Source organism: Thermodesulfobacteriota bacterium (genome assembly GCA_036397855.1).
Classification (GTDB): Bacteria; Desulfobacterota_D; UBA1144; order Nemesobacterales; family CSP1-2; genus DASWID01.
Genome location: DASWID010000105.1, coordinates 1 through 12,219 on the forward strand (window position 1 = coordinate 1; position 12,219 = coordinate 12,219).

Here is a 12,219-nt window from a genome sequence, read left to right on the forward strand (position 1 = left end):
TACGATTTTCATCAGTTCTGCTACAGGCAGCGGTGGCTCTTCACCGTTAGATCTCCTCGGTATTATCTCAGTGATTATGGCTTCTGCTGCTACTTGTTTGGAGGCTTCCCAAAGGGCATAGCCTATCTTTCTCAAGGGTTCATCGGTTATAACGAGTACATTCTCATCTTGTTTTATTGCCATACAATCTCTGGCAGCAATTAAAGCTGCGGTTCTCATTCTGTCCATTAGATTTCAGCCCTCCGGAATAGGATTTCGATCTTTATATTTTCTTAAGTCTCGGATTGTTCAGCAACCATTCTAACCCTCACAGATCTTAAATAAATTTTAAACACAATGAGTAATGATTGAAATATCCCAGGTGCTACCACCGATTGAAAGTCGGCAGGAGTTAACCATACCAAATAGAAAACGTTTGCCCTTGCATTCTTGACCATAAGCTAAAAAGTACCAAACATTTGGCATTATGGCTCCTTTCTTGCCAACCAACAGTTTGCATTTGGTTGTATAATTTCAATTAGATGGGCAACATTTGTAAATCTTGTACCGATTACAACTCTGCCAGATTCAGAGAGGTAACAGATTTGGAAAATTATTTTTATTAAACGGGACAGGAATGTCCCGCCTATCCTTTGTTAGGGCAAGCGATAGCCGGGGTTTTCCAACCCCGGATTGCATTTGATTGTACAATTTCAATCAGAAGATCAAGACTTTTAATAGAAATAGACTTTCATAAACGATCCTAATATCGTAGGATCATCTTCGCTGAATGACCTAGCAGATTGATGATTCAAATTAGATAAAACCCTTAAGTAGTATCCCTATTTCACCCTGCCTGATCTTTTTCATAGAACGTCTCTCAATTTGCCTAATGCTCTCCCTGGTTAAACCAAAATATGCCCCGATTTCTTCTAGCGTGAAACCTTCTTCATAACCGATTCCAAATCTCATCCTTAGAACCTCTTGTTCCCTCGTTTCAAGTTTTGAAAGGGCTTCCGATATTTTTGATTTCAAAATACTTTTTTCCAATACTATATCTGTCCTTGGTCGATCGTCAGTCATATAAATCTTCTTCGAACCACTATTATCTTCGAGGGTTGAAGCTGAAGTATCAATCGAAACAACACTCGTTTGAGTTAATTTAGCTATTTTTTTTAGTCTACTAATGCTAATTCCGGCTTCTTTTGCGATATCTTCAATTGCTGGCCGTTCACCTTTTTCTTCCCTGAGCTTGATCATGGATTTCTTAACTTTATTAGCCCTCTCAAGCACACGAACCGGTACTCTTACAATTCTAGTCTGATCAAGCAATGCTCTAGATATACATTGGAAAATCCACCAAGACGCATAAGTCGAGAATCTGAATCCCTTTGATGGATCATACATTTTGACTGCCTTAATTAACCCGATGTTACCCTCCTGTATGAGGTCAGCGAGCGGAAGTCCTCTACCCATGAACTTTATTGCCATGCTCACGACTAGCCTTAGATTGGCTTTAATGAATCTATGATTGAAATCATTTGCTTTCTTTGAACAAGCTATCATCAATGCTGAAAGCCTTCGTATCCTTTTTGAAGAGTTTGAAATTTTATCCCTTTTATCATCAATCCAAGAGATCTGTTTATCCTTTCTTAAAGGCACGTTAACTCTACGATCACGTCTATCTTCCAAATCGGATATTGATTTATGAAGAATTGTTTTTAACTCTTTCGCCTTTTTTTCGTATATCTTCATCTTCACTGAAATCCGAAGTTCTTCAACCGCATTGAAAAGAGGCTCAGCACCAACCTCCCTAAAATATGTCTGGAGAATCCTTGTATTTTCTTCACTCCTAAACTTGCTATCTCCAATCCTGGAGTCTTTGCTGTGACTCATGTCATCTATTGTTGAGTCCTGTTTATTCGTGCTGAATTTATCTGAAACGTCTCTTGTTGAAGATACTGATCGAAGCCATTTGTCTTTTTCATTAGACATTCGTTTATACCTTTTTACCCTATAAACGCAATGAATGTGCCAAATGATTTCATTCTTATAACTCATTGAAATTATTGAGCTACTTTTGATTGTAAATGATGCATATTAGCAATTTTTGGCAGCTTTCAGATAGTTTTTGACAAAAGTTGTCAGGAGGCTGTATCAACGATTTAAAAACTAATTAATTGGTAAATTGTATAATTGCAGAGTAGTTACAACCATTTTTGCGTGGTAAAAAACTAATATTAATTATTCATAAATCTATCTCCGTGCGAACAATCGATTGACAATACGAGGATTTATTGTATTAATATTAAGTCGTTTAATAACATCGCGGAGGGCTGGTAATGTCAGTTAAGAGAATTTGCTGGGATTGTCCTGACACCCCTGTAAGAGAATGGAGTATCCTCTCTGAATCAAGAGCAAGGGAAGGGCATTTGATTAATATAAGCTGTCCGAATTGCAAAAAGGAATCAAGAATATTTGGATGGATGGTAGGTTGTGATTGTGATTCCTGTAAGACCCAAGTCATAGGTGCAGCCAAATAGAAATCGATTCATTAACATTTAACAAGGATAAATATAGATCTCAATTTAATCTAAAATTGTAGAGTCTATTTTAATACAGGTTTAAATTTACAAAATACTTTTTACTTTTGTCGGTGAACAAAAACCAAAATCAATACGTAGGTACACTGACTCAGGTCCAACTAGATAATTTAGATGAAAGTGCTTTTAACAGGAGGTGCTGGTTTTATTGGTTCCTGGGTAGCAGAGGCTCTTATAGCCGACGGAAACGAAGTTTTTATCATAGATGACCTCTCCACTGGCAACATTGAAAACATCCCAAAAGATGCAAACTTTGTCGAGGCCGATATAAAAGATCGTGAGCCGCTCGAAAAAATATTTGAGGATTTTAAACCAGAAGTAGTTAATCATCATGCCGCTCAAATAAATGTCAGGAACTCTGTAGAAGATCCAAATTTCGATGCGCAAGTGAATATACTCGGCACGATAAATCTATTAGAGCTATCGATAAAACACGAAATAAAGAAATTCATGTTTGCATCGACTGGTGGAGCCATCTACGGAGAGCCTAAGGTCATCCCATGCATAGAAGACACGCTTCCAGCACCTATTTCTCCGTATGGAGTTTCGAAATTCGCAGTCGAACAATATCTAAATTACTATAAAGCAGTCCACGGCCTTTCTCACGTCGTTCTGAGATATTCTAACGTATATGGTCCTAAGCAAAATCCACATGGTGAAGCAGGGGTTGTGGCTATTTTCTGTAATCGAATTAAGTATGGTGATCCATGCGAAATTTTTGGAGACGGAAAGCAAACCAGGGATTATATTTATGTAGAGGATGTTGCCAGGGCAAATATTTTAAGCCTAAATGCTCAAGATGTTATACTCAACATCGGAACAGCAATTGAAACATCTGTTAATGATATCGTAAGCACATTGAAAAGAGTCACAAACAGAGATGTACAAGTTGTATATACCCCTCGCCGGAGCGGAGAAGTAGATAGAATTGCCCTCGAAATCAAGCGAGCAGAGGAATTCCTGGGATGGACTCCGCATATAAACTTAGAAGACGGCCTTTACCAAACATGGGAATGGTTCAGTAGTGAACAGGCCGGCTATACGACCTTGAATAAGTAATCTAAAGCACTCAAAGGTAAGAATGGATTTCTCTGAACTCAATCGTTTAAGTAGCGGATTTAGTGTATCCAGAATTATCCAGGTTGCTGTAAGGATAGGAATATTTGATAAAATTGAAACCCGGGGAAGCACTTCAGAAGAAGTAGCTTCATCGATTGATACCAGCCCAAGGGCAACAGAACTATTTTTAAATGCCTTAGTAGCTATAGGATTACTATCAAAGGAATCTGGAAAATATTTCAATACAGAAATCTCACGCACATATCTGGTTAAGAACTCCCCCAAATACTTTGGTGGGATGATTATATTCGAACATAATCTATGGGATATGTGGGGCAAACTAGAAGATTCAGTAAGAACGGGAATGCCTGGCAGAAAACCTGATATGTTTCAAAATAGGGAAGATGAAACGGAAAAATTTATTTTGGCTATGCACTCACTCGTAAAGGCAAGAGGCGACGCCGAAGTCGTAAGCCACCTATTAGACCTTAGATGGGCAAATTCGTTGATTGATATAGGTTCAGGACCGGGGACGTATCCAATTGAGTTTATAAATAAATATCCAAAACTCGAGATTACAATATTTGACCTACCAGGAACCCTACGTGTAACAAGGAAAATCCTGGAAGAGGAACATAAGATAGGTCAAATTACCTTATTTGAAGGAGATTATAAGAAAAATAGAATACCCGATGGTTTTGATGTGGCATTTCTTTCAAATATCATCCACAGCGAAGACGAAAACACGAATCAAAGTTTAATGAAAAATATTTATGAAGCATTAAACACTGGAGGACTGCTAGTAATCAAAGATCATATATTAAATGAAGACCTTACAAGCCCCGCTGTAGGAGCTATCTTTTCTATTACGATGCTCCTAGCGACAAACGGTAGAGACTATTCCTTCAAGCAAGTCTCCACATGGCTGGAAGCCACCGGATTTAATTATATAGAATGGAAACAATTACCAAAACCTTTAGAATCATCGTTGATCACAGCGCGAAAATAAAACGAAAACACGTTTGTCCCGAAAATAATTGAAGATAATAACTCATATTGGTATCATAAATTTCATGGAGGTAGACTATGGGTGATAAACCTGAGTTCGGATATGATGTAAGAATTATTGAAAGATATCTGCGTGAAGGGAAAATTACGAAAAATGAGTACGAAGAGTATCTGAAAAATCTTCCAGATATGGTCGATGAAAGTTGTCCCTTGATCATAGATGATGAACCTACGGGGGAATTAGAAGGTGAATCGAATCATAATGAGGAAGAGTCGTAATGAATTGGGAATACAAAATAATCTCGGTAGATGAACTGATTTCAGACCATGAAGATCATGACATAGCTGTCTCAAAGCAGGCGGCTTCATCACGGAGGTCAAAGATAGGAAAAGGTCTTGAACACAATCTAAACCAGCAAGGTGAACTGGGATGGGAGTTAATTACCATTTTTGGCGAATTTGGAATTTTCAAAAAACCAAAGGTTTAGATTATTCCCACTCTATGGTGCTTGGAGGTTTGGTTGAAACATCATAGACCACACGGTTTACACCCTTCACTTCGTTGATGATACGCACGGATACGGTTTCCAAAACATCATAAGGTATTCGAGCCCAATCAGCAGTCATTCCGTCTACGCTTGTAACGGCCCTCAAGGCAATTACATTCTCATAAGTTCTTTCATCCCCCATAACTCCCACTGTTTTAATCGGAAGAAAAACGCAAAAAGCCTGCCATATATCATCATATATTCCCGCTTTCTTTAACTCCTCGATGAATATCGCATCAGACTGTCTAAGATCCCTTATTTTATCCTCGTCCACTTCGCCGATGATTCTAATTGCCAGACCAGGGCCAGGGAACGGGTGACGGCTGAGAATGTCTGGACGAAGTCCAAGCTCACGACCCACCTCTCTTACCTCATCCTTAAACAGCTCTCTCAATGGTTCAACCAGTTCCAGTTTCATTTTTTCAGGAAGACCTCCCACATTATGATGAGATTTAATCTTCGACGAGGGTCCCTTAACGCTGACACTTTCTATGACATCAGGATAAAGAGTCCCCTGAGCAAGAAATTCAGCCTTATTAATCTTAGATGCCTCTTCTTCAAAGACCCTTATAAACTCTTCACCGATTATTTTTCTTTTTTCCTCCGGATCCTCCACACCCCGAAGCTTTCGTAAAAATCTATCTGTCGCATCTACATGAATTACATTAAGCCCCATCTTCCTGTAAACATCTAAAACCTCTGATCCTTCGTCGAGTCTCAAGAGTCCCGTATCGACGAAGAAACAGTAAAGTCGGTCCCATACGGCACGTTGCAAGATCAAAGCTGTTACAGACGAATCGACTCCGCCAGAAATTGCACATACTACGTTAGAATCTCCAACCTTTTCTCTAATTTCTTTTATCGTGTCGTCTGCAAAGGATTTAGGAGTCCAATCGCCATCGCACCCCGCGATCTTAAATATAAAATTTGATAGAATCTCTTTCCCATATCCTGTGTGCACGACCTCTGCATGGAATTGAATGCCGAAGATCTTATCTCTATCACTTTTTATCGCTGCAATTGGGGAATTGACGCTCGATGCAATAGCGGAAAATCCGGCGGGCAACTCGAGCACTCGGTCGCTGTGAGACATCCAGACAGAGGTTTTTTGGGGAATACCCGAGAAAATGTCCGCGTAATCGGTTATCTCAACTTCAGACGGTCCAAATTCTCTTCTTTGGGAGCGTTCAACTTTCCCCCCCAGCAGGTGTACTATTAGTTGCATCCCGTAACATATACCCAGTATGGGGATACCTAATTCAAGTATCTTATGAGTTAAAGAAGGAGAACAATCATCCCATACGCTTGCAGGACCACCAGAAAGAATCATTGCCTTGGGTTGAATTTCAATAATTTCGTCTATTGAAATATGGAAAGGCCTGATCTCTGAAAAAACGCCTAACTCACGAATTCTTCTTGCTATAAGCTGTGTATACTGAGATCCAAAATCCAGGACTAATACCTTTTCTCTCATATAAGAACTTTAAGATAATATAGGTTCGATCAAAATCTACCTTTTGGTTATGGTTAATTTGCCCTCAAAATAAATTAAGAGCTATTCAATCCTATAATTGGGAGCTTCCTTTGTTATAATAACATCGTGAACATGGCTTTCACGAAGACCGGCACGTGTTACTCTTATAAAGTTAGCAGCTTGCTTAAGCTCCGGGATAGTACGGCAGCCTGTGTATCCCATTCCCGCTTTCAATCCACCCACAAGTTGAAAGATCACTCCACCAAGCGATCCTCTATACGGAATCCTACCCTCAATACCTTCAGGGACAAGCTTCGCATCAATCATCTCATCTTGTGCATAACGATCACGACTCCCTTTTTTCATAGCTTCTAGTGAACCCATTCCACGGTAGACCTTGTATGTCCTTCCCTGAAAAAGGACGACCTCACCTGGGGCTTCATCCGTACCGGCAAACAGGTTTCCAATCATCACAGAATCTGCCCCAGCCCCAATGGCTTTAGTAATATCACCAGAATATTTTATTCCCCCATCTGCTATCAGGGGAATACCAGTTTTTGCTGCCACCCCCGCTACATTCTTTATCGCCGATATCTGGGGCATCCCAACGCCAGCAATAACCCTAGTAGTGCAAATTGACCCCGGACCCACTCCAACCTTAATGGCGTCTGCACCCGCCTTTATCAAAGCCTCAGCACCTTCAGCAGTCCCTACATTTCCAGCAATAAGTTCTATACCACGGAAATTTTTCTTGCTGGAAACTATGGCATCAATTACCCTGCTTGTATGGGCATGAGCGGTATCAATTACTATAACATCACAGCCCACTCTCAAGAGTGCCTCAATTCTTGCTTCTCTTTCAGTATTTATTCCGACTGCAGCACCACACCTCAGCCTTCCCATCTTGTCTTTGCACGCTCTCGGGTGCTTTTCTATCTTTTCAATATCTTTCATTGTAATTAGACCGCGAAGTCTAAATTCATCATTTACAACCGGCAACTTCTCAATTTTATATTTATGAAGTAATTCCGTCGCCTCCTCCAATGTTGTTCCTTCGTTTACAGTAATTAGTTTTTTCTTTGGAGTCATTAATTTATCGACTCTGTAGTGAAGATTCTTCTCAAACCTAAGATCCCTATAAGTTATGATGCCTAAAAGTTTTCCGTCCGCACCCGTGACAGGCAGTCCAGTGATGTTATGTCTCAGCATAATATCCAGTGCCTCTTGAACACTGTGGTTAGGTCGCACTGTCAATGGATTAACTATCATCCCACTTTCATATTTTTTGACCATTTCAACTTCAGCAGCTTGCGATGTAATATCCAGATTCCTATGAATAATTCCGATACCCCCTTCCTCAGCCATTGCTATAGCTGTCTTTGCTTCAGTCACTGTATCCATTGCTGCGCTGATAATTGGAATATTAAGACTGATCCGGGCAGTAAGATTAGTTGATACTTCTACTTCGTTGGGAAGGACCTCTGAATAGGAAGGAAGCAAAAGAACATCATCAAAGGTTAGCGTTTCCTCGATCTTGTCCTTTGACATGTTCTATTATCCTTTCTTTTTCTTACGTGACTTTATAATGTTACTCGTTAATTTTTTAGATCGACCCCTAGCTTGCTTTGGAAGCTTTACAACTTTGGCTATCGGTGCTTGTTTTGCGGGGATTTTAACAATTTCGATAACCTTTTTTCTCATTTCCGGTAGCGTAACTCCGAGCTCAATTTCAATCTCCTGCTCTTTTTCACCAAGATTGACGAATACTGGGAGTACACCGACGAACGTTGTAGAATCTACTCGTTCAAATCCAAGAGCTTTTAGTAGCTTTTTGGGCAACACAGGGAACTGTATTACAGCAACATCAGCAGTTTCCTGCGGAAGCAGGCCATCCTGACTCACACTAATCTTTAGCCTTGTCGATTTCATCTATCGTTAAAAAAAATTAATTTGATGTCTATATACTGACTTAAAAAACAATAAATCCTTCACGTACCAACCTTTCCTTTTTCCCATTATAAAAATCCTGGAAAGATAGCCGTCTTTTGTTAATTTGAAAAATCCTAATATAAACCGTTTATTATACTAAAAATATCGGAAAACTTCAATAGCGGTTATAACGTAACGATTCAAATATTGAGGCATCATTATTAATCTTCCGATGCCGTCTCGAATTCCGACACGTCTATATCATATTTTAATCCCAAGATTCTCTTTTTTGACGGAAAAACAATGTAAAAGGGGATTGATTCTCCCGGCATAATTCCATAGTTAAGCCCGGCTAGTCTTCTTGGGTCATTAAAATCTATATCACCGCTTTTTCTCTTTAGTTTCAATATGATAGCCTCGATCGGAAGGGTCTTAAGCTCATTTTCGGAAAGTGTATTCCCTGCATAAACTGTTTGCTCAGAAACATTCTCTCCAGCACTCTTAAACTCGCTCTTTATTTTAACGAAATTGACTGCTTTACTAGAATTATTTGTAATCTGACCAGACACTAAGTACACCAGACCATTCCTAGTAGGAACCCACCTACCGACACTACCCGTGACCACAACATCACTGGAAGCGATCTTTGGAAGTGTAAAAGCAAACTTCGATCGTAAATAATTGCCATAGGCAGAAATCTTCTCACTCGATATCAACTCAAGACTGATTAATATCGTAAAAACCGCAACAATTATTATCAGTGTAAATAATAGTATGATGATATAATTGAAAGCGCTTTTTAAGATACCACCCCCAGATTTTTTTTCGGTATAAATTACCCTTTCGGATTGATAGTAAGGTGATACCGGTGTCTCAATATTTGCTTTTGAGAGTTTCTCTCTGTCTATATCAAGCCTTTGGGAATAAGATTTTCTAACAGGAGAACCCCGTTCATGGTCTATTCCGGTTTCTAAATTGTCAGATTTAGATTCAAGCGATACCTCGTCGGAATCATCGAATAATTTCGGATAAGTATATTGCTGAGCCTCTGTTTCACTATCTACTCGCAACTCCCGCCAATTAAAGGTTTTAGAGTAATCACCTTTGTAATTAGCATCGAATTGTTTTTCTTTGTCGGCATTACTTTTTAAATCGACGCTTTCTTTCTCATGCCTGACTTTGGTTTCTTTTGTATCATTACCCGGCATATCGGAAAAGTCTATTGTTTCTCCCTTATATTCAGCCTCGGATTTCCCTCGATTCAGCTCTCGTTCAAGATAAAAAACCCCACCACAATTCGAGCAACCAAACCAGATGCCCGAGGCAGTTATCTTTGACTCCTCAAGATTGTATATATTACTACAATAATTGCATCTTACAATCATATCCGATGATTATCTAAATTCATTCTCAGGATACTAGCCCTAGCAACTTACGAAGCAGGATTATTTTATAGAAAATTATCGCCTATCTGGACCGATGTCAAGATTAAAGATACCTTCAATATTATGTTATGAATTTGAGATACTAAAAAGTTAATAAGATAGTCAGAAAATTTGGATAAGGAATTTTTTAATACTCTATAGAATAACACTGCCAGATCCGCCCCGGGGCTCCGGCAGTGTTATCATTATAAGCCTTACCGTCAAATAGAATAACTAGTTTCATTATGTTGACTCAAATCCAAACCCAATTGCTCTTCTTCTTCAGTTACCCTCAGTCCCATAGCAATCCTTAGGATAGAAAGTATAACTAGAGTACCAATAAATACGAAAACCCATGTTGCAACCACAGCGATAAACTGAATCCAGAGCTGTTTTGGATTTCCGAAAAACAGACCGTTACTGCCGCTAGGATTAATGGCCACTGAGGCAAATAGGCCAGTAGCCAATGCACCCCAGGTTCCCCCTATCCCATGAACGCCTACGACATCGAGTGCATCATCATAACCAAGTTTAGTCTTCAGGTTAACTGCGAGGTAACAGAAAACGCCGCCTCCAATTCCAATGATGATAGCGGACACAGGACTCACAAACCCTGCTGCAGGAGTGATTGAAACCAGACCAGCTACGGCCCCGGTCGCTGCTCCCAAAACAGTCGGTCTACCCGTGATTATCCATTCACAAAACATCCAAGTCAGAGCTGCAGAAGCTGTCGCAGTATTAGTCGTCACAAAAGCAAGGGCCGCTAGGCCATCTGAAGCAAGCGCACTACCGGCATTGAATCCAAACCACCCCACCCAAAGGAGTGAAGCACCGATAATGCTAAACGGTAAATTATGGGGTGTAATAGGTTCATATCCATATCCAATCCTTTTACCAAACATTAATGCCGCTACCAATGCTGCCGCCCCAGAACTTATATGCACCACAGTACCCCCCGCAAAGTCCAATGCACCCATAGATCCTATCCAACCTCCACCCCAAACCCAGTGAGCGAGAGGATCGTATATAAAAGTTGCCCATAGAAGAATGAAAGCTATAAAGGTACTGAATTTAACCCTTTCTGCAAATGCTCCCGTTATTAGAGCAGGTGTGATAATCGCAAATGTCATTTGAAAAAACATGAAAGCGTATTGGGGAATAGTTGAAGCATAGTCAGGATTTGGATCTGGCCCAACCCCATTTAAACCAAACCAATTAAGGTTACCGACAATAGACCCTAGGTCCGGTCCGAAAGCGAGGCTGTATCCCCAGAGTATCCATTGAACACTTATCAAAGCAGCTATGATGAAGCTGTGCATAATGGTGCCCAGGGCATTTTTCGATCTAACAAGCCCGCCATAGAAAAGGAAAAGACCCGGTATTGTCATCATCAAGACCAGGACCGAGGATGTAAACATCCACGCTGTATCCCCAGTATCGAGCCCAGCAGTTGCTACTTGTGAAATGGCGTCAGGCTTAACTTCCAAAGGTTCCTGGCCAAAGGACAAAGTCATCGGTAATATGAATGCCACCAAACTAACCAAAGGTAAAACCAATCGTTCGATTGTTATCCTCTTATTTAACCTTTCCATTTATGATCCTCCATTACTTAATCGATATTTAGTGGATCCTAGATAATCAGTGAAATATTTGGTACTAAATAGGAAACAATACTTTGAGGTGATTGAGCTAACACTGATAGAATGATGCTCTGGGCATGAACACTCTTTTATGCAAATATTCATCTCATACCTCTTAGTTTGCACTGCGTTAGACTTTCAAAATGCAAAATATATGCCAGTATTTGAGCCATTCATTTCAAGGCATAAGATGAAAAAAGACCAGGAATATTGCTTAAGGTATAAGCAGATATGCCCGTTATTTAGGCATGATCATAATGTTAAAAACTCAAATACTCTGAGAAGAATTAATAAATCAATTAATTACCGAAACAAACAGCGTTATATCGCAATTTTCCTAAAATATTTAAGAACGTATCGAATAGCCTTAGGTAGGTTCAAAATCCTAAGAGGAATAGTTTAGTGTCGACCAATATTTGACCTTCCGACTATATCCCAGCACCCACAAAAGGTCAGATCGCCACGGTTAAAATTCAGAAAGATCAGGTTTTCACACATAAAGTTGAAACGTCCATCAGATTGGCACGATGGATGTTTTAAGCAATTGTAGCTATT

At 39.8% G+C, this 12,219-nt stretch carries 12 protein-coding genes; 5 read left to right on the top strand and 7 right to left on the bottom strand.

Annotated features, from left to right (window positions below; translation table 11 throughout):
- The coding region (locus VGA95_08110) for an aminopeptidase (GenBank protein ID HEX9666503.1) at positions 1 to 228 on the bottom strand (228 nt) is incomplete at its 3' end.
- Positions 229 to 795: 567 nt separating this feature from the next.
- Positions 796 to 1,974 (bottom strand): RNA polymerase sigma factor RpoD/SigA, encoded by a 1,179-nt coding sequence (locus tag VGA95_08115; protein ID HEX9666504.1) that lies wholly within the window; start codon positions 1,972 to 1,974, stop codon positions 796 to 798.
- A gap of 347 nt (positions 1,975 to 2,321) precedes the next feature.
- On the opposite strand from VGA95_08115, the gene VGA95_08120 reads away from it, so the two are divergent.
- The 5 genes from VGA95_08120 (at position 2,322) to VGA95_08140 (ending at position 5,137) form a co-directional block, all read left to right on the top strand.
- A complete protein-coding gene (locus VGA95_08120; protein ID HEX9666505.1) occupies positions 2,322 to 2,522 on the top strand; it encodes a hypothetical protein in 201 nt (66 codons plus the stop codon).
- 174 nt (positions 2,523 to 2,696) lie between these two features.
- Complete coding sequence (locus VGA95_08125; GenBank protein HEX9666506.1) at positions 2,697 to 3,641, top strand: NAD-dependent epimerase/dehydratase family protein; 945 nt, start codon at positions 2,697 to 2,699, stop codon at positions 3,639 to 3,641.
- 22 nt (positions 3,642 to 3,663) lie between these two features.
- Complete coding sequence (locus VGA95_08130) at positions 3,664 to 4,650, top strand: methyltransferase (protein ID HEX9666507.1); 987 nt, start codon at positions 3,664 to 3,666, stop codon at positions 4,648 to 4,650.
- A 77-nt stretch (positions 4,651 to 4,727) separates the two neighbouring features.
- A complete protein-coding gene (locus VGA95_08135) occupies positions 4,728 to 4,928 on the top strand; it encodes a hypothetical protein (protein HEX9666508.1) in 201 nt (66 codons plus the stop codon).
- Positions 4,928 to 5,137, top strand: a complete 210-nt coding sequence (locus VGA95_08140) for a hypothetical protein (protein HEX9666509.1) — start codon at positions 4,928 to 4,930, stop codon at positions 5,135 to 5,137. Before VGA95_08135 ends, VGA95_08140 begins: the two co-directional genes overlap by 1 nt.
- A gap of 1 nt (position 5,138) precedes the next feature.
- Here VGA95_08140 and guaA read toward each other — a convergent pair whose 3' ends face one another.
- The 5 genes from guaA to VGA95_08165 all read right to left on the bottom strand — a co-directional run bounded on the left by guaA (position 5,139) and on the right by VGA95_08165 (position 11,616).
- Positions 5,139 to 6,671 (bottom strand): glutamine-hydrolyzing GMP synthase, encoded by a 1,533-nt coding sequence (gene guaA, locus VGA95_08145; protein HEX9666510.1) that lies wholly within the window; start codon positions 6,669 to 6,671, stop codon positions 5,139 to 5,141.
- Positions 6,672 to 6,752: 81 nt separating this feature from the next.
- A complete protein-coding gene (gene guaB, locus VGA95_08150; protein HEX9666511.1) occupies positions 6,753 to 8,219 on the bottom strand; it encodes an IMP dehydrogenase in 1,467 nt (488 codons plus the stop codon).
- Positions 8,220 to 8,225: 6 nt separating this feature from the next.
- Complete coding sequence (locus tag VGA95_08155) at positions 8,226 to 8,600, bottom strand: hypothetical protein (protein HEX9666512.1); 375 nt, start codon at positions 8,598 to 8,600, stop codon at positions 8,226 to 8,228.
- A gap of 221 nt (positions 8,601 to 8,821) precedes the next feature.
- Positions 8,822 to 9,985, bottom strand: a complete 1,164-nt coding sequence (locus VGA95_08160; GenBank protein ID HEX9666513.1) for a zinc-ribbon domain-containing protein — start codon at positions 9,983 to 9,985, stop codon at positions 8,822 to 8,824.
- Between the two features lie 260 nt (positions 9,986 to 10,245).
- Positions 10,246 to 11,616: an ammonium transporter gene (locus VGA95_08165; GenBank protein ID HEX9666514.1), complete on the bottom strand. Its 1,371-nt coding sequence runs from the start codon at positions 11,614 to 11,616 to the stop codon at positions 10,246 to 10,248.
- Positions 11,617 to 12,219 lie beyond the last annotated feature (603 nt).

Bases quoted from the DNA above. Each gene is read 5' to 3' on its own strand.
- VGA95_08115 (HEX9666504.1), bottom strand. From the start codon at position 1,974: ATGTCTAATGAAAAAGACAAATGGCTTCGATCAGTATCTTCAACAAGA.
- VGA95_08120 (HEX9666505.1), top strand. From the start codon at position 2,322: ATGTCAGTTAAGAGAATTTGCTGGGATTGTCCTGACACCCCTGTAAGA.
- VGA95_08125 (HEX9666506.1), top strand. From the start codon at position 2,697: ATGAAAGTGCTTTTAACAGGAGGTGCTGGTTTTATTGGTTCCTGGGTA.
- VGA95_08130 (HEX9666507.1), top strand. From the start codon at position 3,664: ATGGATTTCTCTGAACTCAATCGTTTAAGTAGCGGATTTAGTGTATCC.
- VGA95_08135 (HEX9666508.1), top strand. From the start codon at position 4,728: ATGGGTGATAAACCTGAGTTCGGATATGATGTAAGAATTATTGAAAGA.
- VGA95_08140 (HEX9666509.1), top strand. From the start codon at position 4,928: ATGAATTGGGAATACAAAATAATCTCGGTAGATGAACTGATTTCAGAC.
- guaA (HEX9666510.1), bottom strand. From the start codon at position 6,671: ATGAGAGAAAAGGTATTAGTCCTGGATTTTGGATCTCAGTATACACAG.
- guaB (HEX9666511.1), bottom strand. From the start codon at position 8,219: ATGTCAAAGGACAAGATCGAGGAAACGCTAACCTTTGATGATGTTCTT.
- VGA95_08155 (HEX9666512.1), bottom strand. From the start codon at position 8,600: ATGAAATCGACAAGGCTAAAGATTAGTGTGAGTCAGGATGGCCTGCTT.
- VGA95_08160 (HEX9666513.1), bottom strand. From the start codon at position 9,985: ATGATTGTAAGATGCAATTATTGTAGTAATATATACAATCTTGAGGAG.
- VGA95_08165 (HEX9666514.1), bottom strand. From the start codon at position 11,616: ATGGAAAGGTTAAATAAGAGGATAACAATCGAACGATTGGTTTTACCT.